26 protein-coding genes and 1 pseudogene are annotated in these 26,663 nt (G+C 62.2%); 8 read left to right on the forward strand and 19 right to left on the reverse strand.

All coding sequences use genetic code 11. From position 1 onward, the window contains the following. Positions 1-19: 19 nt before the first annotated feature. The 4 genes from HWX34_RS00310 to HWX34_RS00325 all read left to right on the forward strand — a co-directional run bounded on the left by HWX34_RS00310 (position 20) and on the right by HWX34_RS00325 (position 2,737). Positions 20-949: a CysB family HTH-type transcriptional regulator gene (locus HWX34_RS00310; protein ID WP_178970448.1), complete on the forward strand. Its 930-nt coding sequence runs from the start codon at positions 20-22 to the stop codon at positions 947-949. 123 nt (positions 950-1,072) lie between these two features. Further along, on the forward strand, positions 1,073-1,438 hold the full coding sequence (locus HWX34_RS00315) for a hypothetical protein (RefSeq protein ID WP_178970449.1): 366 nt from the start codon (positions 1,073-1,075) through the stop codon (positions 1,436-1,438). A 117-nt stretch (positions 1,439-1,555) separates the two neighbouring features. Next, positions 1,556-2,110 carry a lipid IV(A) palmitoyltransferase PagP gene (gene pagP / locus HWX34_RS00320; RefSeq protein WP_178970450.1) on the forward strand — a complete coding sequence of 185 codons (555 nt, stop codon included), beginning with the start codon at positions 1,556-1,558 and terminating at the stop codon, positions 2,108-2,110. A gap of 318 nt (positions 2,111-2,428) precedes the next feature. Further along, positions 2,429-2,737 (forward strand): hypothetical protein, encoded by a 309-nt coding sequence (locus tag HWX34_RS00325; RefSeq protein ID WP_178970451.1) that lies wholly within the window; start codon positions 2,429-2,431, stop codon positions 2,735-2,737. A 196-nt stretch (positions 2,738-2,933) separates the two neighbouring features. On the opposite strand, the gene ureG is transcribed toward HWX34_RS00325, so the two are convergent. From ureG to urtA, 13 genes and pseudogenes are all read right to left on the reverse strand, one after another. Further along, the gene (gene ureG, locus HWX34_RS00330; protein WP_178970452.1) at positions 2,934-3,545 is read right to left on the reverse strand and encodes an urease accessory protein UreG; all 612 of its coding nucleotides are present in this window, start codon (positions 3,543-3,545) and stop codon (positions 2,934-2,936) included. Beyond that, positions 3,542-4,051 carry a GNAT family N-acetyltransferase gene (locus HWX34_RS00335; RefSeq protein WP_178970453.1) on the reverse strand — a complete coding sequence of 170 codons (510 nt, stop codon included), beginning with the start codon at positions 4,049-4,051 and terminating at the stop codon, positions 3,542-3,544. Before HWX34_RS00335 ends, ureG begins: the two co-directional genes overlap by 4 nt. An 84-nt stretch (positions 4,052-4,135) precedes the next feature. Beyond that, positions 4,136-4,819, reverse strand: coding sequence for an urease accessory protein UreF (locus tag HWX34_RS00340; RefSeq protein ID WP_178970454.1), 684 nt, complete (start codon positions 4,817-4,819; stop codon positions 4,136-4,138). Next, complete coding sequence (gene ureE / locus HWX34_RS00345; protein ID WP_178970455.1) at positions 4,816-5,313, reverse strand: urease accessory protein UreE; 498 nt, start codon at positions 5,311-5,313, stop codon at positions 4,816-4,818. Before ureE ends, HWX34_RS00340 begins: the two co-directional genes overlap by 4 nt. Positions 5,314-5,395: 82 nt before the next feature. Further along, entirely contained in the window at positions 5,396-7,096 is a 1,701-nt protein-coding gene (ureC, locus tag HWX34_RS00350; RefSeq protein WP_178970456.1) for an urease subunit alpha, read from the reverse strand. After that, positions 7,093-7,398: an urease subunit beta gene (locus HWX34_RS00355; protein ID WP_178970457.1), complete on the reverse strand. Its 306-nt coding sequence runs from the start codon at positions 7,396-7,398 to the stop codon at positions 7,093-7,095. Before HWX34_RS00355 ends, ureC begins: the two co-directional genes overlap by 4 nt. Positions 7,399-7,425: 27 nt before the next feature. Beyond that, positions 7,426-7,728 carry an urease subunit gamma gene (locus tag HWX34_RS00360; RefSeq protein ID WP_178970458.1) on the reverse strand — a complete coding sequence of 101 codons (303 nt, stop codon included), beginning with the start codon at positions 7,726-7,728 and terminating at the stop codon, positions 7,426-7,428. Between the two features lie 14 nt (positions 7,729-7,742). Then, positions 7,743-8,603: an urease accessory protein UreD gene (locus tag HWX34_RS00365; RefSeq protein ID WP_255496506.1), complete on the reverse strand. Its 861-nt coding sequence runs from the start codon at positions 8,601-8,603 to the stop codon at positions 7,743-7,745. A gap of 69 nt (positions 8,604-8,672) precedes the next feature. After that, positions 8,673-9,371, reverse strand: a complete 699-nt coding sequence (gene urtE / locus HWX34_RS00370) for an urea ABC transporter ATP-binding subunit UrtE (protein WP_178970459.1) — start codon at positions 9,369-9,371, stop codon at positions 8,673-8,675. 1 nt (position 9,372) lies between these two features. Further along, positions 9,373-10,209: an urea ABC transporter ATP-binding protein UrtD gene (gene urtD, locus HWX34_RS00375; RefSeq protein ID WP_255496507.1), complete on the reverse strand. Its 837-nt coding sequence runs from the start codon at positions 10,207-10,209 to the stop codon at positions 9,373-9,375. Continuing rightward, positions 10,206-11,306: an urea ABC transporter permease subunit UrtC gene (gene urtC / locus HWX34_RS00380; protein WP_178970460.1), complete on the reverse strand. Its 1,101-nt coding sequence runs from the start codon at positions 11,304-11,306 to the stop codon at positions 10,206-10,208. The genes urtD and urtC overlap by 4 nt, the downstream gene beginning before the upstream one ends. Before the next feature lie 11 nt (positions 11,307-11,317). Continuing rightward, positions 11,318-12,898, reverse strand: coding sequence for an urea ABC transporter permease subunit UrtB (gene urtB / locus HWX34_RS00385; protein WP_178970461.1), 1,581 nt, complete (start codon positions 12,896-12,898; stop codon positions 11,318-11,320). Between the two features lie 218 nt (positions 12,899-13,116). Next, positions 13,117-14,304 (reverse strand): annotated as a pseudogene (gene urtA, locus HWX34_RS00390) (urea ABC transporter substrate-binding protein); the annotation flags it as partial. A gap of 257 nt (positions 14,305-14,561) precedes the next feature. Here urtA and HWX34_RS00395 point away from each other — a divergent pair. After that, positions 14,562-15,743, forward strand: a complete 1,182-nt coding sequence (locus HWX34_RS00395; RefSeq protein ID WP_178970463.1) for an MFS transporter — start codon at positions 14,562-14,564, stop codon at positions 15,741-15,743. Positions 15,744-15,797: 54 nt separating this feature from the next. Here HWX34_RS00395 and HWX34_RS00400 read toward each other — a convergent pair whose 3' ends face one another. Continuing rightward, a complete protein-coding gene (locus tag HWX34_RS00400; RefSeq protein ID WP_218644995.1) occupies positions 15,798-17,174 on the reverse strand; it encodes a TAXI family TRAP transporter solute-binding subunit in 1,377 nt (458 codons plus the stop codon). Between the two features lie 145 nt (positions 17,175-17,319). On the opposite strand from HWX34_RS00400, the gene HWX34_RS00405 reads away from it, so the two are divergent. Together HWX34_RS00405 and HWX34_RS00410 are read left to right on the forward strand one after the other, a co-directional pair. After that, positions 17,320-17,772, forward strand: coding sequence for a MerR family transcriptional regulator (locus HWX34_RS00405; RefSeq protein WP_178970465.1), 453 nt, complete (start codon positions 17,320-17,322; stop codon positions 17,770-17,772). Further along, complete coding sequence (locus HWX34_RS00410) at positions 17,729-18,109, forward strand: carboxymuconolactone decarboxylase family protein (RefSeq protein WP_178970466.1); 381 nt, start codon at positions 17,729-17,731, stop codon at positions 18,107-18,109. The genes HWX34_RS00405 and HWX34_RS00410 overlap by 44 nt, the downstream gene beginning before the upstream one ends. Positions 18,110-18,295: 186 nt before the next feature. On the opposite strand, the gene HWX34_RS00415 is transcribed toward HWX34_RS00410, so the two are convergent. Genes HWX34_RS00415 through HWX34_RS00430 form a run of 4 tightly spaced genes read right to left on the reverse strand, consistent with a single transcriptional unit; the run spans position 18,296 to position 24,433 of the window. Continuing rightward, positions 18,296-19,216: a DNA-binding response regulator gene (locus HWX34_RS00415; RefSeq protein WP_178970467.1), complete on the reverse strand. Its 921-nt coding sequence runs from the start codon at positions 19,214-19,216 to the stop codon at positions 18,296-18,298. 13 nt (positions 19,217-19,229) lie between these two features. Next, positions 19,230-22,619, reverse strand: coding sequence for an ATP-binding protein (locus HWX34_RS21525; RefSeq protein WP_218644996.1), 3,390 nt, complete (start codon positions 22,617-22,619; stop codon positions 19,230-19,232). A gap of 55 nt (positions 22,620-22,674) precedes the next feature. Continuing rightward, positions 22,675-23,508, reverse strand: coding sequence for an EamA family transporter (locus HWX34_RS00425; protein WP_178970468.1), 834 nt, complete (start codon positions 23,506-23,508; stop codon positions 22,675-22,677). Positions 23,509-23,536: 28 nt separating this feature from the next. Then, positions 23,537-24,433, reverse strand: a complete 897-nt coding sequence (locus HWX34_RS00430; RefSeq protein ID WP_178970469.1) for a LysR family transcriptional regulator — start codon at positions 24,431-24,433, stop codon at positions 23,537-23,539. Between the two features lie 241 nt (positions 24,434-24,674). On the opposite strand from HWX34_RS00430, the gene HWX34_RS00435 reads away from it, so the two are divergent. Continuing rightward, positions 24,675-25,889, forward strand: coding sequence for an MFS transporter (locus HWX34_RS00435; RefSeq protein ID WP_178970470.1), 1,215 nt, complete (start codon positions 24,675-24,677; stop codon positions 25,887-25,889). Here HWX34_RS00435 and HWX34_RS00440 read toward each other — a convergent pair. Beyond that, positions 25,871-26,653: a CDP-diacylglycerol diphosphatase gene (locus HWX34_RS00440; protein WP_178970471.1), complete on the reverse strand. Its 783-nt coding sequence runs from the start codon at positions 26,651-26,653 to the stop codon at positions 25,871-25,873. The two genes, HWX34_RS00435 and HWX34_RS00440, sit on opposite strands and share 19 nt — an antisense overlap. Positions 26,654-26,663 lie beyond the last annotated feature (10 nt).

Raw genomic sequence — 26,663 nt, forward strand, 5'->3', positions numbered from 1 at the left:
ATAAATTCAAGGCATGGTCATGAACTTCCAGCAACTGCGCATCATCCGCGAAACCGTGCGCCAGAACTTCAACCTCACCGAAGTCGCCAACGCGCTGTACACCTCGCAATCCGGCGTCAGCAAACACATCAAGGACCTGGAAGACGAACTGGGCGTCGAGTTGTTCGTGCGCAAGGGCAAGCGTTTCCTGGGGCTGACCGACCCTGGCAAGGAATTGCTGATCATCGTGGAGCGCATGCTGCTGGACGCAGGCAACATCAAGCGCCTGGCCGAGCAGTTCAGCCTGCGCGATGAAGGCCAGCTGACCATTGCCACCACCCACACCCAGGCGCGCTATGCGCTGCCCAAGGTGGTGACCGCCTTCAAGAAAGCCTTTCCCAAAGTACACCTGGTGCTGCATCAGGCCAGCCCGGAAGAGCTGGTACGCCTGTTGCAGTCCGGCGATGCCGATATCGGCATTGCTACCGAAGCGGTGGCCGAAGTGCCCGAGCTGGTTTCCTTTCCCTACTATGGCTGGTACCACAGCGTGATTGCCCCGCCGGAACATCCGCTGCATCAGCAAACCCTGTCGCTGGAAACACTGGCCGAGTACCCGATTGTCACCTATCACCAGGGCTTTACCGGTCGTGCACAGATTGACCGTGCCTTTGCCCGCGCCGGGCTGGTGCCGGACATCGTGATGTCGGCACTGGATGCCGACGTGATCAAGACCTATGTGGAGCTGGAGCTGGCAGTCGGCATTGTCGCCTCCATGGCGGTGGACCCGCAGCGCGACCAGGCGGTGAAAGTGGTGCCGGGCGAGCCGCTGTTCGGCCAGCAAACCACCCGCATTGCCATTCGTCGCGGTCATTATCTGCGCAGCTACGCCTACCGTTTCATCGAGCTGTGCTCGTCCGCGCTGGATGAAAGCACGGTGCGCAGCGCCCTGAACCCGGCCTTGCAGGACTGAAACGGCAGGCAAGGTCCGGCCTTACAACTATTGATGTTTCTTGCCGCAAGTTGACGTACGGACAGGGTATGGTGCAGGTTTTATCACCATGCCCTGCTCCAGGCAGGCCAGGACTGCCCTGTCATGTTAAAGGCGCTCTCCCGACTGGTATCCCGACGCCCGCCACTGCCTGCGCTGACGCATGGCAGCATCAATACCCTGTGCCATGATTTTCTGCCACGCGTCCAGGCGCTGAACCGCGAGCGGCTGGACACCATCCAGCAACAACCAGCACAGCATCCCGCCCTGTACCGGGAAGACAGCATGAACCTGTACCAACGCGCGAGCCTGTATCTGGAATACGGCGAATGGCACAAGGCGCGCCAGTTGCTGGACGCGGCGGCCCGGCGTCTGCAAGCGCATGCCCCGGATGCCGCCGCCACCCTGCTGCATTTGTGCCGCGACATGCAAGCAGCCGAGCTGGAACAGCGGGAACTTCTGCGTGATTAAACCGGTCTAGCCGAGCTGACTTGACCTGCTGGCCAGTACAGGTAACATCCCCAGCCCTGCCCTATTTTTGCAATCGTGCTGCCATTCTGGCTGGCAGCACACCGCCAGTTGAGATTCATGTCCGCTTATACCCGTTTTACCACTACCCTTGTCCTTGGCAGCGCCTTGTCCTGTCTGCTCTCCAGCCCGGCGCGTGCCGACTCCTGGCTGGAGACCGCCAGCAACGAAGTCCAGCATGTCTGGAACGATGGCACGCTGGATGCCTATTTGCCCTTGAACACCTATCACATGCGCTGGGCCTATACCAAAGAGAAGATCGCCGAGTTCAATGAAAACCCCTGGGGCTTTGGCCTGGGCCGCAGCCTGCGTGACGACAATGACAACTGGCATGCGCTGTACGCCATGGCTTTTCTTGACTCGCACAAAAAAGTAGAGCCGATTGCCGGCTATGCCTATACCCACCCCTTTGTCCGCCTGGGCGAATGGCGGGCGGAAATCGGCTATACCGCTTTCATCACCTCGCGCACCGACACCCTGCACTCCTTCCCCTTCCCCGGGGTGCTGCCGCTGGTGGGCATCAGCTATGGCAATCTGACCATCAACAGCACCTATATTCCCGGCGGCAAGGGCAATGGCAATGTGCTGTTTACCTTTGCCCATTACCACTTCTAAGTGCGGCTGACAAAAACCCTGCTGCTGCGTTGCGCCTCCTTGCCCCAGGGACGCTACGCTATGTTGTTAGCCGCGCCAAGCCCGGAACTTGCCCCGGCTGTGCATGTAAAGCATGTTAAACGGGGCTAATTGGCTTCACTTCGCTCAAAGCGGTGTAAAGCTGGCAGAGGCCTGATTGTGCCGCTGCCAGCGCCTGACTATGGTGAGCATATTGTTCACCATGTAAGCAGGACTCTCATGCGCCCCTCTCACTTTTTCCTTGTCAGCGCCGCTTTGGGCCTGCTGTTATGCAACACCAGCCAAGCTGCGGACAGCAGCATGCCGCCAGATTCACCTGTACATCGTTGCCAGCCCGAAGCGCATGACGCCTCCATGCCGGAGCACCCGCCCTGCGAGGCAGGTGGCCACCATCCGGCCGATGAGCATGCGCACATGCCACCGCCGCCGCATGAGCCGCCCCTGGCTGCCGTCAAAGCCTGCGTAGGCAAGAAGATAGGCAGCAAGACCACCATATACCTGCACGGCGACAGCATTCCCGCCATATGCCAGCCCTACGACGGCATGGTACTGGCCAGGCCGCTGCGACCGCAGGCCCCGCAGGAAGACGGCCCGCACGCTCCGCAGTAAGAGCAGCTAACAAAATAGCGTAGCCTCCCTGGGGCAAGGCGCGCCGACGCAAACAGTACATTGAGTACGGCAAGGAGGCGCAACGCGGCAGCAGGTTTTTTGTTAGCGGCTCCAAGAGCACTGCTGCCATGACAAGGCCGGGCATGGCCCGGCCTTGTCACATCAACTCACCATCTGTTTGCCCAGAACAACTGGCTTACAGCTTGAGCATGCCCTTCTCCTCGATGATGGCGATGATGTCCGAGAGGCCCTGCCCGCTTTTCAGATTACTGAACACAAACGGCCGCTCGCCGCGCATCTTGCGTGCATCGCGCTCCATCACCTCCAGCGAGGCCCCCACCAGCGGTGCCAGGTCGATCTTGTTGATCACCAAGAGGTCCGACTTGCAAATGCCCGGCCCGCCCTTGCGCGGAATCTTGTCACCGGCAGACACATCGATCACGTAAATGGTGAGGTCGGACAACTCCGGGCTGAAGGTGGCAGCCAGATTGTCGCCACCACTTTCGATGAAAATCACGTCCAGCCCCGGATGGCGGGCATTGAGCCGTGCCACGGCTTCCAGATTGATCGAAGCATCTTCGCGAATGGCGGTATGCGGGCAGCCGCCGGTTTCCACCCCGATGATGCGGTCCGGCGACAGGGCTTCGTTCTTCACCAGAAACTGGGCATCTTCCTGGGTGTAAATGTCATTGGTGACCACGGCCACGTTGTAGATGTCGCGCAGGGCGCTGCACAAGGCCCAGGTGAGGTGGGTCTTGCCCGAGCCGACCGGCCCGCCAATACCCACGCGAAGTGCGCTCTTTTTCATGCCGGATGTCCTTTTTGTTGGGTTAGTTCGGTAGCAGCTAAGGGATGAGCCTGGATTTCCAGGCTCATGAAGATGCTGAAGGGATCTTCACGGTAATGGGCAAACGGCCCGCAGCGGTTAAAGCCAAAGCCTTCATATAGCGCCAGGGCGGGCAGGAATGCCGCGGTGCTGCCGGTTTCCAGGCTGAGCCGCTGATAGCCACGCTGCTGCGCTGTGTGCAGGATTTGCGCCAGAATGCGCTGTGCCACACCCTTGCGCAGATGGGCGGCAGCGGTTCGCATGGATTTGATTTCGCCATGCGCGGGGTCAAGCTGCTTGAGTGCGCCGCAACCCAGCACCTGCTCGCCCTCCCACGCGGTCCAGAAAGTGAGCTCGGCGGCCTTCAGGCCAGAAAGGTCCAGCGCGTGTACGCTTTCCGCTGGCGAATTGGCATACATGCCGGCCAGATGCTCTTGCAATAGCGCGTGCACGCGCGGGTCAGTCAGGTCATCGATGATGATTTGCATGGTATTAGGCTTTTTCAGAATGCTGAAACACAGGACCAAGGCCTTGCCATCGCTCCGTGACAGACAAACAGTCAGGATGCTGGCTCATGATCGGAACAGGCGACTGTATTGGGTTTCGTGTTTCATCGCCGCCCACATCAGGCCGGGGGCGAAATTACTGTGTTGTACGGCAGGCAGGCTGACGGCCAGCTCCGCCGCCTCGGCCAGTGTGGGCAGCAAGGCTGATAACAATTGCTGGCCAGCACTCTGCCCCATGGGCATGGCCTTGAGCAGCACCATCACCTGGTTTTCCAGCCAGCTCCACAGCAATGCTGTCACCGCTTCTTGCCGGGCAATGCCCAGTGCACTGGCTGCCAACGCCCATGCCGTGGGCAGGCAGATTTCGCCATGGCCCAAGCCATCCGGCCAGGACATGGACTGCCCCTCCGGCAAACCCGCCAGCAACTGGCGCAGCGAGTAGCCCATTTGTATGGTTTCCTGCCTTTGCTCGCGGCAATCGCGGCTGGCCAGATAGCGCTGGTTGAGCTGGGCCAAAGCGGCCTCATCGCCATCGGCCACGGCCTGTAGCATCTGCGCCAGCATGGCGGCGTCAAAACGGCAGAGCGGGCCTTGCAAGACATCATGCAACCATTGCTGCGCACTGGCGGCGTCGTGGACCAGGCCCAGCTCCAGCGCGCTTTCCAGTCCCTGCGAATAGCTGAAGCCGCCAATCGGCAAACCGGGGCTGGCCAGGCGCAGCAATTGCAGCAAGGGCAAGATGGCGCTCATGCAGGCTGGCCAAACAGATGCAGTTTGGGTGCGTACTGGAAGGCGGCTTCCTTGCCGTGCGAGTGATGATGGCCACTGCCATAGGCACCGCTTTCCGGGTTGAACGGCGCAAACAGGCGACTTACTTCGGCACCCATTTGTTGCAGCATCTGCTCCAGCACATAGTCGTCCAGCAAGCGCAACCAGCCATCGCCCACTTGCAAATGAACGTGACGATTACCCAGGTGGTAGGCCGCCCGGCACAGTGCTTCCGGGCTGGCGCAACGTACATGCAGCAAGGCTTCATCGGCAGCCAGTATGCGCACCACGCGGCCGTCTTCGGCACGCAGGCACTGGCCATGCGCCAGCGGTGCGCCGGCAGTCAAAAACAATCCGGCTTCCTCGCCATCCACGGTGCGGGTACGCAGCCGGGTTTTGCTGCGCAACTCAAAGCTGAGCAGCAAGTCGGTATCGCTGCGGCAGGGCTGGGGCAGTCGCTCGGTAATCACCAGCATATTCTTTCCTCGTTTGTCTGTTTTCCTGACCAGGACGACATCGTTTCCAGGCCATGTTTTTTCTTGTCCCCGCGCAGCCTGTTCAGAACAGGAAGTAGCGCTGGGCCATGGGTAGTACGGCGGCCGGCTCGCACCACAACAGCTGACCATCGGCTTTGACCTGATAGTTCTGCGGGTCCACCTCGATCTGCGGCAGGTAGTCGTTGTGGATCAGGTCGGTCTTTTGCACGCTGCGGCAGTTCTGTACTGCCACCAGCCGCTTGCTCAGACCCAACGCCTGACCTACTCCTGCGTCCAGCGCCGCCTGCGACACAAAGGTGACGCTGCCATCGGCAATGGCCTTGCCGAAGCTGCCGAACATCGGCCGACTGTGCACCGGCTGCGGGGTGGGAATGCTGGCATTGGCATCGCCCATGGCAGCCATGGCGATGATGCCACCCTTGAGGATGAGCGAAGGTTTGACGCCAAAGAACATCGGCTTCCACAGCACCAGGTCGGCCAGCTTGCCCACCTCGATACTGCCCACCTCGTGGCTGATGCCATGGGTGATGGCCGGGTTGATGGTGTATTTGGCGATATAGCGCTTGATGCGGGTGTTGTCGCAGCCCTCGCCATCGCCTACCAGCGGGCCGCGCTGCTGCTTCATCTTGTCCGCTGTCTGCCAGCAACGCAGGATGGTTTCCCCCACCCGACCCATGGCCTGGCTGTCGGAAGACATCATGGCAAACGCACCCAGATCATGCAGGATGTCCTCAGCGGCAATGGTTTCGCGGCGGATGCGGCTTTCGGCAAAAGCCACGTCCTCGGCAATGGCCGGGTCCAGGTGGTGGCACACCATCAGCATGTCCAGATGCTCGTCGATGGTGTTGACGGTAAACGGCCGTGTCGGATTGGTGGAGCTGGGCAGCACATTGGCAAAGCCGCAGGCCTTGATGATGTCCGGCGCGTGGCCGCCACCGGCCCCCTCGGTGTGATAGGTGTGAATGGTGCGGCCCTTGAGCGCCGCCAGTGTGGCTTCGACAAAGCCGGATTCGTTCAGCGTGTCGGTGTGTATGGCCACCTGCACGTCCATCTCGTCGGCCACGCTCAGACAGTTGTCGATGGCGGCCGGGGTACTGCCCCAGTCTTCGTGCAGCTTCAGGCCGATGGCCCCGGCGCGTACCTGTTCGCGCAGTGCTTCCGGCAGGCTGGCATTGCCCTTGCCGGTAAAGCCCAGGTTCATGGCAAAGCCTTCGGCGGCCTTGAGCATGCTGGCCATATGCCAGGGGCCGGGTGTGCAGGTGGTGGCGTTGGTGCCGGTGGCCGGGCCGGTGCCGCCGCCTATCATGCTGGTGATGCCGGATGCCAGCGCTTCTTCAATTTGCTGCGGGCAAATGAAGTGAATATGCGTGTCGATACCGCCTGCGGTCACAATCATGCCTTCACCAGCAATGATTTCCGTCGCCGCACCAATCACAATGTCCACGCCGGGCTGTATGTCCGGGTTGCCCGCCTTGCCAATGGCGGCAATGCGCCCGGCTTTCAGGCCGATATCCGCCTTGATGATGCCCCAGTGGTCGATGATCAGCGCATTGGTAATCACGGTATCGGCCACCTCGGCGGCCAGCGCCTGGCCCTGCCCCATGCCGTCGCGAATCACCTTGCCGCCACCAAACTTCACTTCTTCGCCATACACGGTGAAGTCACGCTCTACCTCTGCCCACAAGCCGGTATCGGCCAAGCGCACCGCATCGCCCGTGGTGGGGCCGAACATTTCGGCATAGGCCTGTCTGCTGATTTTCATAAGTCCCCCATCACCCGGCCCTGAAAGCCGAACACCCGGCGCGCACCGGCCAGCGCCACCAGTTCTACCGTCCGGGTCTGGCCCGGCTCAAAACGCACGGCGGTGCCGGCGGCAATATTCAGCCGGAAGCCGCGCGCTGCGGCACGGTCAAACAGCAGTGCATCATTGGTTTCGGCAAAGTGATAATGCGAACCCACCTGTATCGGCCGGTCGCCACGATTGGCCACCACCAGGCTGATGGTGTCGCGGCCGGCGTTAAGGTCGATCTCGCCATCCTGCACGCGGATTTCTCCTGGAATCATCTGCATCTCCTGTGGGCAGACTGTGGTTCAGACAATGGGCTGGTGCACGGTGACCAGCTTGGTGCCGTCCGGGAAAGTGGCTTCCACCTGGATGTCCGGAATCATCTCCGGCACACCGTCCATCACTTGTTCGCGCTTGAGCAAGGTGGTGCCGTAGTGCATCAGCGCGGACACGCTCTGTCCGTCACGCGCGCCTTCCAGAATGGCGGCACTGATATAAGCCACGGCTTCGGGATAATTCAGCCGCAGGCCACGCGCCAGGCGGCGTTCGGCTACCAGACCGGCGGTGAAGATCAGCAGCTTGTCTTTTTCGCGGGGGGTCAGTTCCATGGAATGCTTTCGTGTCAGCTTGCCCAGATGCGCGGCTGGCTGGCCGCACGTCCGTGGCTGAAGGGGTAGATCAGGTCGCGACAGCTGCGCAGCCAGTGATGGGCGGCTTCGGCACTGTCGCCAATAAAGCGGGCCAGCCACACGCCGGGTAACTGGCTGGCCGCAGCACACCCGGCACAGGGCAGCTCCAGGCAGGCTTGGTGCAGCTCGGGCGGCAAGTCCGGCCCGGCCCACAGCAGGGTGGCCAGCACGCTGTGGCCGCCCATGCCCACCGGCGAGGCCAGCAAGGGGCTGTCACCGGGCACATGGCTGTGTTCACACCACAGCAGCTTGTCATCACGCCACACTTCGCCGCTTTGCTGCCAGCAGCCGCGATCAAAGCGCTCGGCACTGGCCGGCCGCCCCAGGCACATCACCTCGCCGGCCAACAGGCGGGCATCGCCCTGCAGCAAAAAGCGGTTGTCGAGTACCACCACGCTGCCGGCATACAGAATGGTTTCCTGCGGCAGCCACTCCAGCAGGCTGCCGGACTGCTGCCGCACTTGCAGCTGCTGACCTGCCTGTCGCCCGAAGCTGTCATACCATTTGGCAGCGCCGGGGCTGGTCAGCAGAACCTGGCTGCCTGCGGCCAGGTCGATGTCCAGCGTCAGCCTGTCGCCACCCGCCATGCCACCTGGCGGATGCACCACAATGTGCTGGCACTGGCCATGCGCGTCGATGAAGTGTTTTTGCACCCGCAACGGCCCCTGGTGACGGCGATGCACCGGCACGGTGCGACCATGCACCACGGCATAGCCCAATTCCAGTGCAGCAGGCCAGCCGGCTTGCAAACCGGCAGGCAAGCCGCCGACCATGCTCAGCTCATTCAGATTCATCAGCAGTCAATCAGCAAGGTGGATGAGATACGAATCAGCAATTAGCGTGCCGGGTGGCAGCCTGCCTTGTCAGATGGCCAGCAGTTCGCGTACACCGTCCTGCGCCATGTCGGAACCAGCTCCGCAACGTATCACTTCACCGCGCGACATCACCATATAGCGGTCGGCCAGTGCTTCGGCAAAATCGTAGTACTGCTCCACCAGCAGGATGGCCATGTCGCGCCGCGCGGCCAGATTGCGGATGACTTCGCCAATCTGCTTGATGATGGAGGGCTGGATGCCCTCGGTGGGTTCATCCAGCACCAGCAGCGAAGGCTGGCTGACCAGCGCCCGGCCGATGGCCAGTTGCTGCTGCTGGCCACCGGACAGGTCGCCGCCACGGCGCTGACGCATGTCGTATAGCACCGGGAACATCTCGTACACCGAGGCCGGAATATCACGCCCGGCCTTGCCGCCAAAACGTGCCAGCCCCATGCGCAGGTTTTCTTCCACCGTCAGCCGGGCAAAAATTTCCCGCCCTTGCGGCACATAGGCAATGCCACGTGCCACGCGTTGATGCGGTGCGCAGCGGCTGATGTCCTCGCCCTGCCAGCGAATGCTGCCGCTTTTGGCTGGCAGCTGGCCCATCAGGCAGCGCAGCAAGGTGGATTTGCCCACGCCGTTACGGCCAAGCAGGCAGGTTACCTGGCCGATTTCGGCCTGCAGGCTGACGCGGCGCAGAATGTGGCTGCCGCCGTAGTATTGTTCCAGTTCCTGTATGTCCAGCATGTCAGCGCCCCAGATAAACTTCGATCACCCGTTCGTCGGCCTGTACCTGTGCCAACGTCCCTTCGGCCAGAACTGCGCCCTCGGCCAGCACCGTCACCTTGCCGGCAATGCTAGCGATGAAATCCATATCGTGCTCCACCACCATCAGCGAATGCTGCCCTTGCAGGGTCAGCAGCAACTCGGCGGTTTTTTCGGTTTCAGCATCGGTCATGCCGGCCACCGGCTCGTCCAGCAACAATAGCTGCGGCTCCTGCGCCAGCAGCATGCCGATTTCCAGCCACTGCTTCTGCCCGTGTGACAACAGCCCGGCCAGCCGTGCCCGCTGCTCGCCCAGGCGAATCAGCGTCAGTAATTCTTCAATGCGATCGCGCTGCTGACCGGTCAGGCGAGCACGCAGACTGGCCCACACCGAGCGCGGCCCGGCCAGCGCCAGCTCCAGGTTTTCCTGCACCGTCATCGCCTCGAATACTGTCGGTTTCTGGAATTTGCGGCCTATGCCCAGCTGGGCGATTTCGGCCTCGGAATGCTGGGCCAGATTGATGGTCTGCCCGAAAAAGGCCGAGCCGCTGTCGGCGCGGGTCTTGCCGGTAATCACGTCCATCATGGTGGTTTTGCCTGCGCCATTGGGGCCGATGATGCAGCGCAGCTCACCCACTGCAATGGACAGCGACAGGCGGTTAAGCGCCCGGAAACCGTCAAAGCTGACGCTGATGTCGTCCAGATACAGAATCTGGCCATGGGTGACATCCAGGCCTGGCTGTAACAGGCGGCCGCTGGCCGGGACATCTCCATCCCAGCTTTCACGCTGCACCGGTTGCGAAGTAGTGGCGGACATCATGCATTCTCCTTGTGGCTACGCAGCAAGCCCAACAGGCCGCGTGGCAAGAACAGCGTGGTGGCAATGAACAGCGCACCCAAAAAGAACAGCCAGTACTCGGGAAAAGCCACGGTAAACCAGCTTTTGGCGGCATTGATGAAGCCTGCGCCCAGCACCGGGCCGATCAGGCTGCCACGCCCGCCCACCGCCACCCAGATGGCAATTTCAATCGAGTTGGCCGGTGACATTTCACCCGGATTGATAATGCCCACCTGCGGCACATACAGCGCCCCGGCCAGGCCGCACAACATGGCGGAAGCCACCCAGATGAACAGCTTGTAATACAGCGGGTTGTAACCGCAGAACATCAGCCGCGACTCGGCATCGCGAATGGCGGTGAGGATGCGGCCGAACTTGCTGTGCACCAGCCAGAAACCGGCAGCCAGCGCTGCCACCAGCAGCAGCACGGTCAGCAAAAACAACGTGGCGCGGGTGCCCGGTGCGGCAATGCCATAGCCAAGAATGCGTTTGAAGTCGGTAAAGCCGTTATTACCGCCAAAGCCGGTTTCATTGCGGAAAAACAGCAGCATGGCAGCATAAGTGAGCGCCTGGGTCATGATGGAAAAGTACACACCCTTGATGCGCGAGCGAAACGCCAGCCAGCCAAACACCAGCGCCAACAGGCCGGGCACGCCCACGGCCAGACACAGCGCCCAGGCCAGATGTTCGCTTCCCTGCCAGAACCAGGGCAGCGACTTCCAGTCCAGAAACACCATGAAGTCCGGCAGATCGCTCTGGTAATTGCCGTCATGGCCGATGGCGCGCATCAGATACATGCCCATGCCGTAACCGCCCAGGGCAAAGAACAGGCCGTGCCCCAGGCTGAGCAGACCGGTGTAACCCCATACCAGGTCCATGGCCAGCGCCACGATGGCATAGCACAAAATCTTGCCCACCAGCGTCAGGGTATAGGCCGACACATGCAGGCTGCTGGCCGGGTCCGTCCATAAATGCAGGGCTGGCATGGCCAGCAACACAGCCAGTGCCGCAGCACCGGCCAGTTTCAGCGGCTGCGGCCCCAGACGGGTGGCCAGCCGCAGGGAAAGTGACGTTTGCATGATGGTCTCTCCTAGTCCAGTACCCGGCCCTTGAGGGCAAACAGGCCTTGTGGACGCTTCTGGATGAACAGTATGATGAAGCCGAGAATGAGGATCTTGCCCAGCACCGCTCCCAGCGACGGTTCCAGAATCTTGTTGACGATGCCCAGGCCCATGGCCCCGGTCACGGTACCGGCCAGTTGGCCCACCCCGCCCAGCACCACCACCATGAAACTGTCGACGATATAGCCCTGCCCCAGCTCCGGGCCCACGTTGCCGATCTGGCTCAAAGCCACTCCGCCCAGCCCGGCAATGCCCGAACCCAGGCCAAAGGCCAGCATGTCCACCTTGCCGGTGGGCACGCCCACGCTGTCGGCCATGCGGCGGTTTTGCGTGACCGCACGCACGAACAGGCCCAGCCGGGTCTTGTTGAGTACCAGCCAGGTGAGGACCAGCACAGCAGCGACAAAGGCAATGATGGCCAGCCGGTTGTACGGCAGGGTAAGTGCCGGGGTGATCTCCCAGCCGCCGGACAGCCAGGACGGGTTGGCCACTTCCACGTTTTGCGCACCAAACAGTATGCGCACCGCCTGAATCAGCATCAGGCTGATGCCCCAGGTAGCCAGCAGGGTTTCCAGCGGGCGGCCATACAGATGGCGGATGATCAACCGCTCCAGCGCCATGCCGATAACAAAGGTGACGGCAAAGGCTACCGGCAGCGCGGCCAGCAAATAGGCATCAAATGCCCCCGGCCACCACGTGCGGAACAGGTTTTGCACCACATAACTGGCATAGGCACCAATCATCAGCATTTCACCGTGCGCCATATTGATGACGCCCAGCAAGCCGTAGGTAATGGCCAGGCCCAGGGCGGCCAGCAGCAATACCGAGCCCAGGCTGATGCCGCTGAAGGCATAGCCCAGCATGTTGTAACGCCATTGGCTGGTCTTGATGGCGCTGATGGCCTGGCTGGCTGCCGCCCGTACGCTGGCATCCTGCTCGCCAGCTTCACTGGCCAACGGAGCCAGCAGGCTGACGGTGGCCGGATCGGCACTATCGGCCAGAACCCCAATGGCCTGCAGCCGCTGGGCGACAAGCGGGCTGGCCAGTTGCAGGCGGGCGCTGGCCATGTGCAAGGCCTGCTTCACCTGGCTGTCCTGTTCCTGTCGTTGACGGCTCAGCAGCAAGGGCAGCAGGCCGGGGTTGGCACTGTCCTGCAAGGCCTGGATGGCACTCAGGCGCTTGTTGCGGTCCGGGTCGGCCAGATCACCGGCAGCATGAAACGCCTCCAGCGCGCTGCGCACGCTGTTGTTGACCGGCAAGGTATCCAGACTGGCGGCATCGCCAGCCACCAGCTGGCCGCTATCCACGTCGCTGAGCTTGCCGTCAGTCCCTTGCAACAACACATGGCTGCCATCGGCACTGGAGAACAGCCTGCCCTCCTCCAGTGCGGCAACCGCCTGACGGCGCGGGCCGTCGGCCTGCACTGTCCATTGCGTGATCAGACCGGCACGGTCAGCCGGGTCGGCATGTGCCAGCTCGGTCAAGGGGCTGGCCGCCACCAGACTGCTGCACAGCGACAACAGCAGGATCAAAGGCTTGAACAATTGCATGGTATTTTTCCTTACAGGCCTTACAGAATGTGCCCGCCACAGCCCGGTCAGGGCAGCAGCGGGCAATGGCGCGCGTCGTCCCGTACTACGCTTGGAACAAACAATATGAGCGGCTGAGAAAGTAGCGCAGCGTCCTGCTGCAAGGCGCGCCGACGCAGACAGTACAAGCAGTACGGCAAGGAGGCGCAACGCTGCTGCAGGGATTTTGTCAGCCGCTATTACTTGCTCTTCACCGGGGTATCGGGCTTCTTGTCATTCCCCGGGATAAAGGGGCTCCACGGCTGGGCGCGAATCGGGGCTTTGGTCTTCCATACCACCGAGAACTGGCCGTTGGACTGGATTTCACCAATCATCACCGGCTTGTGCAGGTGATGGTTTTTCGGGTCCATTTCCAGGGTAAAGCCGGACGGGGCGGCAAACTTGATGCCGGCCATGGCCTTGGTCACCGCAGCCACATCGGTGGTGCCGGCTTTTTTCACCGCTTCGGCCCACATATTGATGCCCACATAAGTGGCTTCCATCGGATCGTTGGTCACCAGCTTGTCGGCATTGGCCAGGCCCTTTTTCTTGGCCCAGGCTCGGTAGTCGGCAATCCACTTGCTGTTGACCGGGTTCTTCACGCTCATGAAGTAGTTCCAGGCAGCCAGATGGCCCACCAGCGGCTTGGCATCAATGCCCTTGAGTTCTTCCTCACCTACAGAGAAGGCCACCACCGGCACGTCGGTCGCCTTCAGGCCCTGGTTGCCCAGTTCCTTGTAAAAGGGCACGTTGGAGTCGCCATTGATGGTGGAAATGACCGCCGTCTTGCCACCGGCGGCGAACTTCTTGATGTTGCCGACGATGGTCTGGTAATCGCTATGCCCGAACGGGGTGTACATCTCCTGAATGTCCTCGTCCTTCACGCCCTTGCTGTGCAGGAAGGCACGCAGAATCTTGTTGGTGGTACGCGGGTAGACATAGTCGGTCCCCAGCAGGAAGAAGCGCTTGGCTGCGCCGCCTTCCTTGCTCATCAGGTATTCCACCGCCGGAATGGCTTGCTGGTTGGGAGCGGCACCGGTGTAGAACACATTGGGCGACATTTCTTCACCCTCGTACTGCACCGGATAGAACAGCAGGCCGTTGAGTTCTTCGTACACCGGCAGTACCGATTTGCGCGATACCGAGGTCCAACAGCCAAAGGTGACGGCTACCTTGTCCTTGCTCAGCAGCTGGCGGGCCTTTTCGGCAAACAGCGGCCAGTTGGAGGCCGGGTCCACCACCACCGGTTCCAGCTTTTTGCCCAGCACCCCGCCCTTGGCGTTGATCTGGTCGATGGCAAACAGCGCCATGTCCTTGAGCGAAGTTTCCGAAATGGCCATGGTGCCGGACAGGGAGTGCAGAACCCCTACCTTGATGGTGTCGGCGGCAAAGGCCGGCATGGACAACAGACCGGCGGCGGCCAGAACCAGCGGAGCGGACTTCAGAAAAGTGCGACGAGTGCTTGCCATGAGATTCCCCTGATGATTGGTGTGGATGTTGCGCTGCGTCATCAGAGTACGATCCGGACCGGATCAGCAAAATACGTTACATGACGTAGATGGCTGCGCAGGGGTATCCAGGATGGCTTGGCGCAGCGCCATGCCCTTGTGCTAGGCTGTCTCTCCCATTTCCCACGGAGCTGTTCATGCTGCCACGCAGCGCCTGGCGTGATTTCGCCGCGGTGATCTTCAGTGTTGCCCTGCTAGGCCTGGGCCTGGGCAGTACCATGCCGCTGACTGCGCTTGCCCTCACCGCTCGTGGTTTCAGCCCGGAAGTCATTGGCTGGACCGTAGCCGCCAGTGCGCTGGGCGGTGTGCTGGCCACCATGGCGGCGCCCGCGCTGGCACTGCGGCTGGGACGGCGCAATGTGATGCTGGGCTGCCTGCTGCTGGCCACACTGTCGGTGATGCCGCTGCAATTCCTGCAATCGATTCCCGGCTGGCTGCTGGCGCGCTTCCTGTTTGGTGCGGCCATGGCCCCGCTGTTTGTGCTGGGCGAGAGCTGGATCAACACCCTGGCGGGAGACCATGCGCGTGGCCGCATCGTCGCGCTTTACTCCACCTGTTTTACCGCCTGCCAGGTGCTTGGCCCTTTGTTGACCGACCTGCTGGCACGCTGGCCGGATCGGGCTTTCCTGCTGTGTGGCGCGCTGTTTTTGCTGGGGATACCGGGCATCATGCTGGCCAGACCGGAAGCACGTGACGGCAGTCATACGCAACACACAGCGTCCACTGCGGATGACAAGGCCAGCAATACCGGCTGGCTGGGCATCGTGCGCAGTGCACCTTCCATCTTGCTGGGCACAGCGTTTTTTGCCTCTTTCGATACCGTGATGCTGAGCTTTCTGCCGCTGGTGGCCATGGAGGGTGGCATGGGCCAGAGCCACGCGCTGGCCTCGGCCTCCATTTTGCTGGCAGGCGATGCCACCTTGCAGTTTGGCATTGGCTGGCTGGCCGACCACCTTGGCCGCCGCCGGATACATCTGCTGTGCGGGGTGCTGGTCTGCCTGCTGCTACCCTTGCTGCCGTGGATGATGCAGCTGCCGCTGCTGTGGGAGGCCTATCTGTTTGTGCTGGGCGGTTGTGCCGGTGCCATCTACACCCTGGCGATGGTGGCGAGTGGCGAATTATTCAGCGGTGCCGCGCTATTGCGTATTTCCGGGCTGATTTCGCTCAGCTGGAATGCGTCCAGCAGCCTGAGCCCGGCTGCCACCGGCCTCTTGATGCAGCATGCCGGTTCGGGCTGGATGGTGGCCGTGTTGTGGGGCATGGCCCTGCTGTTTGTCTTCAGCAGCCGACAACAACGCACGCGGCAGGCCACAGGCTGAGCCCTTGCCCGCATCAAGCCCCCTCACCGGGCCACCCAGGGCCGCGAACCGGGTTCAGTCGGCTGGGTCCGGCGGTACTGGCAGATCGGCACTGGCGGCATCCGCCTGCAAGCGGCTGCGCACAAAGTCGATATGGCCGCGCAGCTCGTACAGCAAATCACCAAAGGCCGCCGGCACCACAATCTTGCTGACAGTGGCATCCACATGGGCCAAGCGGTGCAGCAACTCTTGCTGCTTGCCCGGCACGGTACGCTGCGCCACTGCCTCGCGCTCGATGTCGAACAGCACCCGATACCAGCGATTGATGCCGGACTGGATGCGCCAACGGTAAATGGCCGGTGCCACCTTGAGGGCGGGAATCAGCAACAGCACCAGCGGCAGGATGACTGCCAGCGCGCGGGCCACCAGCCCTGCCAGCCAGAAGGGAAAGGTGCGGTACAGCCAGCTTTTGCCGGAGGCGTAATAACGATGGGCATCCGGGCTGAGGCGGATTTCATGCTCGGCCAGCACCGGAAACTCCCCCGCTTTCTTGAACAGCCCCGGCTTGCCATGTACTTCCCGCGCGGCTTCCAGCAGCAGGTCGGACAAGGCCGGATGCAGGCCCTCACGGGCGATCAGCTCCACGGTGGGGCCAATCAGCTGGGTATCGGTTTCGGGTATGTCCTTGCCCAGATCCAGCCCGCCGCGCGGCAAAGTCAGTTTGTTCAGGTAACTGACCCGGCGCGCATAGGCATCCGCCTGGGCAAAGTTGAACAGATGAATGTCCGGCGTGTGCAGCAGCTGGCGCAACAGGTCGGTAGAGGTGGAATCGCCCATCACGAACAGCGCGTCCACCTGATTGTCCAGCAAGGCCTTCACCGCATTGCCTGCCACCGTGTCCAGCAGCACGGTGCCGTCACCGGGGGTGATGCCATTGAGTTTGAGCAAGGCCAGCGCCAGATTGTGCGTGCCGCTGCCCGCCTCGCCGATTTCCAGCCGCTGCCCCTTGAAATCGGACAATAGCGGCCGTACTGCACCACGGTAGAACACCATCAAGGGTTGATAGGAAATGCTGCCCAGCGACATCAGGCTTTTGGTATCGGCATTGGCGACCTCCCCGCCCAGCACAAAACCCACATCCACGGTCTGACGCCGGTCGAGCAGACGATGCAGATTATCCAGCGAGCCATCGGAAGGAAGAATCTTCACCTTCACCCCCTCGCGCGCCAGGATTTGCTGGTAACGCACTGCAGTTTTCTGGAATACGCTGCCCGGTGGCCCGCTGGTAATGGTCAGGGTGGTGGGGGCGGCCGCATTGGTGAGCCACAGCCCCAGCAGCATCAGCAACACCCCGCCCAGCAAGATGGACGACATGGACAGCACCAGGCCGCGGCCAAACAGGGCGGTAAGCCTGCCGGACAGGCGCTTGAACAACTGGCGGGGAGAAAGCACGACACGGCTCCTGGGCAAAATCAGGCGTATAGGACAAGCGGGCCAATCTAGCACAGCCATCTGGCATGCGCGAATCTGCGCAGCGCGCAATCAGGCTATCATCAGGCTTGACTTAAAGTGCACTCGAAGCTTCAGGCTGAACACCATGACCACACTGACCATCCGCCAAATGGCACAGCGCTGCGGGCTGTCCGCCCATACCTTGCGCTACTACGAGGAAATCGGGCTGATCGACCCTATCCATCGTACCCACAGCGGTCACCGCTGCTATGGCGAAGCCGACCAGCGCTGGATTGCCTTCTTGCTGCGTTTGCGTGGCACCGGCATGTCGATACAGGACATGCTGGCCTACGCCACGCTGCGCCGCGACGGACAGCAACTGGACAGTGTGGTCCGGCGTCAGCAGATGCTGCAACAGCATGTGCTGACATTGGAAAACCGGCTGGCGACATTGCAAGACAATCTCAGCGTCATGCGCGACAAGGTGGCCTTCTACGCCGAACTTGCCTGCGCCTTGCAAGCGGATGTCCAGCCGGACAGCACAGGAGCAGCACATGACCCACTCTCTTTACCAACAAGGCTGGAACCGCCTGCGTGAAGTCGACGCCGCAGCGGGCGAACGCGTGATTGCCAGCTTGCAGGACATCAGCCCGGATTTGGGGCGTTACATCATAGAATTCGGTTTTGGTGAGGTGTACAACCGCCCAGGCCTCAGCCTGCAACAGCGCGAGCTGGCCACCATTGCCGCGCTGACGGCACTGGGCAATGCCACACCGCAGCTGAAAGTGCATATTGCCGCCGGGCTCAATGTCGGCCTCAGCCAGCAGGAAATCCACGAAACCATCCTGCAGATGGCGGTGTATGCCGGTTTTCCCGCCGCGCTCAACGGCATGTTTGCGGCAAAAGAGGTGTTTGCCGAACATGACAGCTTGTGAAGTAACCGTTTCGGGCCAAGTGCGGCTAACAAAAACCCTGCTGCGTTGCGCCTCCTTGCCGTACTCAGTGTACTGTCTGCGTCGGCACGCCTTGCCCCAGGGACGCTACGCTATTTTGTTAGCCGCATTAACAAACGCTGAGCAAACCGCGTAGAGAAACCGGGTGCGTTTTTTTGTTACCGGGCCTCAAGCATGTCCGCGCCCCAGCGCCATGGCGGCGGCGGAGGTGCGGGTTTCCACCCCCAGCTTGGCAAACACATGCTCCAGGTGCTTGTTGACCGTGCGCGGGCTCATGCCCAGGATGTCGGCAATGTCACGGTTGGTCTTGCCCAGGCTCAGCCAGTGCAGCACTTCGGCTTCGCGCTGGGTCAGCCGGAAGGCCGCAATCAGTGCTGCCAGCGTGGCTTGCAGCCCTTCTTCGCGCAACACCACCAGCCATTCCGGCTCGCCGGGCGTCAGATGGAAGCTGGCCAGCAGCTTCTGCCCGGCTTCGCCCGGCCATTGCCCCGGCAAATCCTCCCCTTGCAGCCTGGCCTGCTGCGCCAGCGCTGCCCAGCGCCACAGCGCCTCCGGGGCTTGTTGGTCTTCCACCCCGAAATAGCGCTGCAACAACTGGCGTGCCAGCGCGGTTTGCCACACCAGTCGCCCGTTGTCGGGGTTCAGTGCCAGGGTGGCCTGACCAAAAGCATCCAGCGCGCTGCTGGCCTGCTGCATCTGACGGGCATTGGCGGTATGGGCGGCAATGCGCGCCAGCACTTCCGGCGGACGCAGGGGTTTGGTGACATAGTCCGCACCACCGGCGGCAAAGGCTGCCACCACGTGTTCGCTGTCGGTGAGACCGGTCATGAACACAATGGGAATGGGCCGGGTGACATAATCCTGCTTCAGGCGTCGCGCTACCTCAAAGCCATCCATGCCCGGCATTACCGCATCCAGCAGGATCACATCCGGCAGGCTGAGCCTGGCCCGTTGCAAGGCGGCTTCGCCATGGGTGGCCACCAGCACGGTATGACCGGCGGCATCCAGTGCATCGTGCAGCAATTGCAGGTTGTCCGGCACATCATCCACGATCAGCACCAGCGCGCTGCGGTTGGCCGCCTGTTCCATCAGTCTTGCTCCATCAATCTGTTTCTTCCTGGTACTGCAACAAGCTGCGCAGTGCATCAAAGCGGAAGGCGTCCACCAGACTCTGGGCACGGCGCAGGAATTCGCCATGTTCGGCCGCCTGTTCGGACAAGGTCTGCAATGCCGCTTTCACCCCCTTGGGGTAGCCCAGCTCCAGCGCCTCGCGCAGCGGGTGCAGCAAGGCGGCATCTGGCAGGGTAAGCGTGGCAGCACTGGTGTGCAGGCCTTGCAAGGCAGGGGCGGAAACCGGCTGGCTGGCCGTTTGCCATTCCAGCTGCAAGCGTCTTCCCAGCCAGTCCAGAATGTCGTCGATACGGATAGGCTTGACGAAGAAGTCGGCCGGGAGGATGCCGACATCGTTGTCCTGCCCCTTTTCAAAGGCATTGGCCGAGATGATGGCCAGTGCAGCGCCATCCGCCATGCCTGCCTGCGCCTGACGAATAGCACGCAAGGTCTGCCAGCCATCCATGCCTGGCATGGCCAGGTCCATGAACACCGCATGCGGGCGGAAGACCGGCAACTGTGCCAGACAGTCCTCCCCGTTACTGGCCTCGGCCAGCTCAAACCCCAGTGCGTGCAGCATGTGGCGCAACATGGTGCGGTCCACTGCCTCGTTGTCCACCAGCAGCACCCGGCGGCGCAGCCCCAGATAGCCGGTACGCTGCTGGCGCGGGATGGCCTGTTCGGCTTGCTGGCCGTACAGCGCGGGCAGGAACAGCCGCACGGTGAACAGCGCCCCCTGCCCCGGCGCACTGTCCAGGCGGATTTCCCCGCCCATCAGGTCGGTCAGCATCTTGCTGATGGTCAGGCCCAAGCCGCTACCGCCCTGCTGCGACTGTTTACCGCGTTCAAACGGCTCAAACAGCCGTGGCTGGTCGGCCGGGGCAATGCCGGGGCCGGTATCGCGAATGGTAAAGGTGGCCATCTCGCGCTGATAGCGCAGACCCAGACTGACCTCGCCACGTTCGGTGAACTTGACCGCATTGCCCAGCAGATTGATCAGGATTTGCCGCAGCCGCTTTTCATCGGCCCGCACCACGGTCGGCAGTTCGCCTTGCGGGACAAAGCTGAAATCCAGCCCCTTTTGCTGCGCTTGCAGGCTAAACATGGCCACCAGCTGCTGCATGAAAGCGGTGAAATCCAGTGGGCGCATGTCCAGCGTCAGCTTGCCGCTTTCGATACGGGCAATGTCCATGGTGCCTTCAATCACCGACAGCAGATGGTCGCCACTGCGGCGCACCACCTCCACAGACTGGCGCGCTGCCGCTGGCAGGCTGGCATCGGCATGCAGGATTTGCGCATAGCCCAGAATGCTGTTGAGCGGAGTGCGCAGCTCGTGGCTGATGGTGGTGACATAGCGGCTCTTGGCCTGATTGGCTTGCTCGGCCGCTTCCCGCGCTTGTTGCAGCAGCTGGTCGGTCTGGCGATGCAGGTCGATTTCGCGCTGCAACAAACCGGTCTGACGGCGCGACTCCTCCTGCGCTACCTGTCGGCTGTTATGGGTCAGCACCATCCACCAGGCCAGCACGCTACTGGCTAGCAGCAGCACGGCAAACAGGCGGAACAGCAGCCCGGCCAGCCCGGCCACCGCACCTTCCTGCAAGGCGATGAAGTACAACAGGCCCAAAAGCAACAGCCAGAAGGTGCTGATACCGGCCATCAGCAATAAATAATGCCCCAGCCCGCGTTGCAGATATGGCTGCAAACCGCGTGGCAACAGCCGTTGCAACAAGCCCTGCCATTGCGCCGCTAGCGTAGCCTGCGGCTTGCACAAATCGCCGCAACGTACGTCCAGCGTGCAGCACAGCGAGCAGATATGCCCTTGATAGGCCGGGCAAACCACGATGTCCTCGGCTTCGTACTCGCGCTGGCACAGCACACAGCGGTGATGGGCATGACGAGTGGCCGAAGGAAGGCGCGCCAGGTAGTAACGCCCACCGCTCAGCCAGGCAAACAAGGGCGTGAGCAGCAAGGCCGCACACATGGCCACCAGCGGCGACAAGGCCTGCGCCACCTCGCCCAGCGCCCCCAGATGGGCCGCCACCGCCAGCAAGGACGCCAGCGTCATCGCCCCCAGCCCTACCGGGTTGATGTCGTACAGATAGGCACGGCGAAACTCGATGCCGCGCGGGCTCAGGCCCAGCGGCTTGTTGATCAGCAAATCCGCCACCACGGTCATGATCCAGGAAATGGCGATATTGCTGTACAGCGCCAGTACCTGGCCCAGCGCCTGGAACACTTCCAGCTCCATCAACAGCAGGGCAATCACGGTGTTGAACACCACCCATACCACCCGGCCCGGATGGCTATGAGTAAGCCGGGAAAAGAAATTGGACCACGCCAGACTACCGGCATAGGCATTGGTGACGTTGATTTTCAGCTGGGAAACAATGACAAACAGCGTGGTGGCGGCAATGGCCAGATGCCCGTCGCTGAACACATGCGAGTAGGCAATCAGATACATCTGGTTCGGGTCCACCGCCTTGGCCAGCGGCACCGCATTACGCAAGGCCAGCCAGGCCAGCAGCGCGCCACCCAGCATCTTGGCCACCCCTGGCAATACCCAGCCCGGCCCGCCCAGCAGGCAGGCCAGCCACCAGCTGCGGGCATTGTCAGCCGTGCGCGGCGGCATGAAGCGCAGGTAGTCGGCCTGTTCGCCCATCTGGGTGATCAGCGCAATGCCCACGGCAAAAGCCGCACCAAAACGGCGCAAATCAAACTGCATGCCCGTCCCCTGCGCACCAGGGTAATGCCACAGCCCTTGCAGGGCTTCAGGCTCCTGCCACAGCAAAAACGCATAAGGCAGCACCAGTAACAGCAGCCACAGGGGCTGGGTCCAGCTTTGCAGGCGGCTGATGGCGGTGACGCCGTGGGTGACCAGCGGCAGCACCAGCAAGGCGCACAGCAGATAGCCGGCTACTGGTGGAATACCGAAACCCAGCTCCAGCGCATAGGCCATGATGGCCGCTTCCAGCGCAAAGAAAATGAAGGTGAAAGACGCATACACCAGCGAAGTGACAGTGGAGCCGATGTAACCGAAACCGGCACCACGGGTGAGCAAATCCATGTCCACCCCGTAGCGGGCGGCATAGACCGAAATGGGCAGCCCTGCCAGCAGAATCACCAGCCCGGTCAGCAAAATGGCCAGCAAGGCATTGAAAAAACCGGCTTGCACCAGCATGGTGGCACCCACGGCTTCCAGCACCAGAAAAGACGCAGCGCCACCCAGCGCGGTATTGGCCACCCGCCACAGCGACCACTGGCGGAAACGGCGCGGGGTAAAACGCAGGGCGTAGTCTTCCAGCGATTCACGCGCCACCCAGCTGTTGTAATCACGACGCAGCTGGATGACTTGCTGGGGGGGCGAAGGTGGAGAGTGAGACACAATATGGTCCTGCCGGAAGGAACAGCCAGACCAACGCAAGAAGCCTGCCAGCCGTTCAGGCCAGCCGCAGCAAGCAGGCTCCCAGCACCATCACCGCAGCCGCCAGCAGCCGCAAACGGCCAGCCCGCTCGCCCAGTAATAGCCAGGCCAGCAGCAAGCCGAACAGGATGGAGGTTTCGCGCAACGCGGCCACCACCGCAAGCGGTGCCCGGGTCATGGACCACAGGGCAATGCCATAGGAACTGATGGTGCCCAGCCCGCCCAGCAGGCCGCGCCACCAGTCCTGCTGCCAGGCACGCTGCAGCGCGGCTGCTTGCCGCAACACCGCCCACAGCGGCAAGGGCAGACCGCACAGCAGGAATATCCACAAGGTATAACTGAGCGGTGCCGCGGACAGCCGCACCCCCACCCCGTCCACCAGGGTATAGCCGGCAATCACCAGCGCATTGAGCAAGGCCAGCCACAGCCCCTTGCGGCGTTCTTTCAGTACGGATGCCGCCATGCCCAGCAAACCGGCGCACAACACACCGATACCGGCCAGCGCCATGCCGCTGAGCCTTTCACCCAGTACCACGACATTGCACAGCGCCACCAGCAAGGGGGCCGTACCGCGCATCACCGGGTATACCAGGCCCAGATCCGCCTGGCCGTAGCTGCGGGCAATCAGCCACAGATACAGCAGCTGCAACACCACCGACGTACCGATAAAAGGCCAGCTGGCCTCGGCCGGAGCAGGCAGCCAGGGCAAGGCACACAGGGCCAGAAGGCTGGCACACCCCGCCACCAGCACGGTGCCGAACCAGGCGGAGGCCGCCGCCTTGATCATGATATTCCAGCTGGCATGCAGCGCCGCAGCCAGCATCAGCAGGGCAAATACGCTACCGCTCATGCCGGCCTCCGTCTGCGGGCTGCATTTCTCATGTGTTTGCGCCGTCCGGGTCAGGTGGCAAATGATGGTTTAGCAGGCTAAGGAAAGCGGCTGTCGCCGGCGTCGGGCTCTCGTGACTGGCCAGGTATACCCGGCGGCGCGGGCCATCCCGTACGGGCAGCGCCACCAGTCCGGCATGCTGGTCGGCTCTCATGGCGGGGACCATCCCCACCGCAGCGGCGGTTTGCACCAGGCTGACCAGCATGTCGGCATGGTTCACCTCGAAACAGACCCTGCGCTTGATACCCTGGGCCGCAAATGCCATGTCGGTTTGTTGCCGTGGCCCGCTGCCGGCAGGCCAGTCCACCAGCGTGCAGCCCGCCAGCTGTTGCAAATCCAGCTGCGGCAAGGCGGCCAGCGGGTGGTCCGGACGCAGCAAGGCCAGCAAGGGCTCCTCCCACAGCAAACGGGCATCCAGCCCCAGCACCGGCTCTCCCGGCCACACACCAAGAAAGGCCACGTCGATCTGCTGCACACGCAGCTCGTCCATCATCACATCGCTCATGCCCATGGACAGTTTGATGTCCACCTGCGGATGACGGCGATGGTATTGCGCCAGCAGGGCCGGCAAATCCAGCCGGCCAAGCGTGGAAATACAGCCTATGCGCAAGCTACCGCGGATTTCCCCGGTAGCAGCCGCCATTTCATCCTCCAGCCTTTGCGCGGCTTCCCGCACCTGACGGGCATGCTTGACGAAGGTTTGCCCGGCGGGGGTGAGCGTGACCTGCCGCGAAGTCCGTTCGAACAAGCGGGCGGCAAACTCTTGCTCCAGCCGGGCAATCTGATGGCTAAGGGCGGACTGCACGGTATGACAGCGCTCGGCCGCACGGGTGAAGCTTTCTTCTTCGGCCACCGCCAGCACGTAATCAATCTGGCGCAAGTTCATTCAATCCATCTCGTTTCACGATCAAAAACATGAAAACAATACATTGGAGTCATTCTTTAGGCCAGTAGATACTGCTACCGCATGCATTAAGAGCAGCTAACAAACCAGCCTAGCGTCCTTGGGGCAAGGCCGGCCGACGCCGACAGTACATAAAAGTACGGCAAGGAGGCGCAACGCAGCAGCAGGTTTTTTGTTAGCGGCTCAAACAACCCTTGTGCAGCCCACAACCGAAAGCCAACACATGTCCACCACCCACACCCTACCCCACCCCGGCCATGCACATGGCGGCCTCAGTCCACTGCTGATGTGGCTGATGACAGGCGCCACCGGCCTGGCCGTAGCCGGTAATTATTACGCCCAGCCCTTGTTGCCGGAAATCAGTCGCGAACTGGGCATCCGCGCCGCTAGTGCCGGCAGCATCATCACCACGGCGCAACTAGGCTATGCCCTGGGCTTGCTGCTGATTGTGCCCTTGGGCGACATGCTGGAACGACGGCGGCTGATTCTCTTGATGATGTCGCTGGCCAGTGGCGGCCTGTTGATCAGCGCTACGGCCACCAGCATCAGCCAGTTATTGCTGGGTACCGCCATCGCCGGTGTGTGCTCGGTAGTGGCGCAAATCCTGCTGCCACTGGGTGCCAGCCTGGCCAGTGAAGCCGAGCGCGGCCGGGTGGTGGGCACCATCATGAGCGGCCTGCTCACCGGCATTTTGCTGGCCCGCACTGTGGCTGGCAGCCTGGCCGACCTGGGCGGCTGGCACACCGTGTACTGGTGCGGCACCGGCGGCATGCTGCTGATGACGCTGGTACTGGCCCGTCAGCTGCCGCACACGCCTGCCACACCGGGCTTGCGCTATGGTGCGCTGCTGCAGTCCGTGTTGCGCCTGTTTGCGGAAGAACCCACCCTGCGCCTGCGCGGCCTGCTGGGTGCCATGTCCTTTGCCACGTTCAGCGTGATGTGGACTTCCGTCGCGTTCTTGCTGTCTGCACCGCCATTCGGTTTTTCCAACAGCACCATCGGCCTGTTTGGCCTGGCCGGTGCAGCCGGAGCCTTGTCCGCCAATATCGTGGGACGGCTGAGTGACAAGGGCCACGGGGCGCTGGCCTCCCGGCTCAGCCTGGGGCTGATGTTGCTGGCCTGGTTGCCGCTGGCGCTGGCACCGCACTCGATTACCGCCTTGCTGCTGGGCATCTTGCTGCTGGACCTGGGGGTGGCGGGCTGCCATGTCAGCAATCAGGGGGCGATTTACCGCATCCGGCCGGAAGCCCGTAACCGGCTGACCTCAGCCTATATGACCAGCTATTTCATCGGCGGGGCCGCCGGTTCGCTGGCTTCAGCCTGGGCCTATGGCCACTGGGGCTGGACGGGGGTGGTGCTGACCGGGGCGGCATGCAGCCTGACCGGCGTGTGTGCCTGGGCGCTGTCCGGCCCCCGGCATCATGGCCTAGCTGGCTGAGGTGACAACACCTGACAGTCATGGTCCTGCACATCGCCCTCGGAGGAGGCAAAGTTGCCGGCCAGCACATCCGCCTTGCTGGCCAGTAACCAGAACCCCGGCCCGTCATCCAGGCGGGTGGCAATCACTGCCAGGGTGTAGCTGGCCATCTGCGTACTGGCACCTGCCACTTCATCGGCCAGCAAGCGAAATGGTTGTACGCCATCCAGCGCCCCCCCCGACACCGCCCGCGCCAGATAGGCATGGCCGTTGATGCCACCTGGCAGCGGCTGCCAGTGCGGCCCGATGCCAGCCTGTTGCAGGCGGGCGGGCAGTTCCGGCCGGACGCAGGAAACATGAATGTGCAGCTGGTTCTGGCTGCGGCCCCATTGCGAGTTTACCGTCAGGGCCACCGCCTCACGCGGTAGCACACTGCCGTGCAGCCGCTCCATCCACTGCCGCGCCCGCCAGGCGGCGGCCCAGTAATCCGGCGCGTCAGTTTGCAACAGCAAGGGGCTTTCGATGCCGCTGACCCGCGCGGTGGGAATCAACAGATATTGCAGTACACCGTGAATATCCTTGAGCACGGCATGTCCTTGCGCCTCACCCTGCGCCATCTCCAGCTGGGCGCAAGGGGCCGGGTCTTGTGTCTGTTGCCAGTGCGGCACACATTGCTGATGCACGATATTCCACAAGGCATCGGCATTGGCGGCATGCACCGCCCACGACACCAGCAAGCCCAGCAGCGCCAGTACGGCACTGCCACGGAAGATTTTTACCGTCATGGAATGATGC

Source organism: Aquitalea sp. LB_tupeE, assembly GCF_013391415.1.
GTDB lineage: Bacteria > Pseudomonadota > Gammaproteobacteria > Burkholderiales > Chromobacteriaceae > Aquitalea.

Coding starts and splice junctions, on each gene's coding strand:
- pagP (WP_178970450.1), top strand. CDS start 1,556: ATGTCCGCTTATACCCGTTTTACCACTACCCTTGTCCTTGGCAGCGCC.
- HWX34_RS00365 (WP_255496506.1), bottom strand. CDS start 8,603: ATGAATCTGAATGAGCTGAGCATGGTCGGCGGCTTGCCTGCCGGTTTG.
- ureG (WP_178970452.1), bottom strand. CDS start 3,545: ATGAAAAAGAGCGCACTTCGCGTGGGTATTGGCGGGCCGGTCGGCTCG.
- HWX34_RS00315 (WP_178970449.1), top strand. CDS start 1,073: ATGTTAAAGGCGCTCTCCCGACTGGTATCCCGACGCCCGCCACTGCCT.
- HWX34_RS00335 (WP_178970453.1), bottom strand. CDS start 4,051: ATGCAAATCATCATCGATGACCTGACTGACCCGCGCGTGCACGCGCTA.
- ureE (WP_178970455.1), bottom strand. CDS start 5,313: ATGCTGGTGATTACCGAGCGACTGCCCCAGCCCTGCCGCAGCGATACC.
- HWX34_RS00405 (WP_178970465.1), top strand. CDS start 17,320: ATGACCACACTGACCATCCGCCAAATGGCACAGCGCTGCGGGCTGTCC.
- HWX34_RS00325 (WP_178970451.1), top strand. CDS start 2,429: ATGCCGCCAGATTCACCTGTACATCGTTGCCAGCCCGAAGCGCATGAC.
- HWX34_RS00435 (WP_178970470.1), top strand. CDS start 24,675: ATGTCCACCACCCACACCCTACCCCACCCCGGCCATGCACATGGCGGC.
- urtD (WP_255496507.1), bottom strand. CDS start 10,209: ATGATGTCCGCCACTACTTCGCAACCGGTGCAGCGTGAAAGCTGGGAT.
- HWX34_RS00310 (WP_178970448.1), top strand. CDS start 20: ATGAACTTCCAGCAACTGCGCATCATCCGCGAAACCGTGCGCCAGAAC.
- HWX34_RS00410 (WP_178970466.1), top strand. CDS start 17,729: ATGACCCACTCTCTTTACCAACAAGGCTGGAACCGCCTGCGTGAAGTC.
- HWX34_RS00355 (WP_178970457.1), bottom strand. CDS start 7,398: ATGATTCCAGGAGAAATCCGCGTGCAGGATGGCGAGATCGACCTTAAC.
- HWX34_RS00395 (WP_178970463.1), top strand. CDS start 14,562: ATGCTGCCACGCAGCGCCTGGCGTGATTTCGCCGCGGTGATCTTCAGT.
- urtE (WP_178970459.1), bottom strand. CDS start 9,371: ATGCTGGACATACAGGAACTGGAACAATACTACGGCGGCAGCCACATT.
- urtC (WP_178970460.1), bottom strand. CDS start 11,306: ATGCAAACGTCACTTTCCCTGCGGCTGGCCACCCGTCTGGGGCCGCAG.
- HWX34_RS00440 (WP_178970471.1), bottom strand. CDS start 26,653: ATGACGGTAAAAATCTTCCGTGGCAGTGCCGTACTGGCGCTGCTGGGC.
- HWX34_RS00360 (WP_178970458.1), bottom strand. CDS start 7,728: ATGGAACTGACCCCCCGCGAAAAAGACAAGCTGCTGATCTTCACCGCC.
- HWX34_RS00430 (WP_178970469.1), bottom strand. CDS start 24,433: ATGAACTTGCGCCAGATTGATTACGTGCTGGCGGTGGCCGAAGAAGAA.
- HWX34_RS00415 (WP_178970467.1), bottom strand. CDS start 19,216: ATGGAACAGGCGGCCAACCGCAGCGCGCTGGTGCTGATCGTGGATGAT.
- HWX34_RS00425 (WP_178970468.1), bottom strand. CDS start 23,508: ATGAGCGGTAGCGTATTTGCCCTGCTGATGCTGGCTGCGGCGCTGCAT.
- ureC (WP_178970456.1), bottom strand. CDS start 7,096: ATGAAAATCAGCAGACAGGCCTATGCCGAAATGTTCGGCCCCACCACG.
- HWX34_RS00340 (WP_178970454.1), bottom strand. CDS start 4,819: ATGAGCGCCATCTTGCCCTTGCTGCAATTGCTGCGCCTGGCCAGCCCC.
- urtB (WP_178970461.1), bottom strand. CDS start 12,898: ATGCAATTGTTCAAGCCTTTGATCCTGCTGTTGTCGCTGTGCAGCAGT.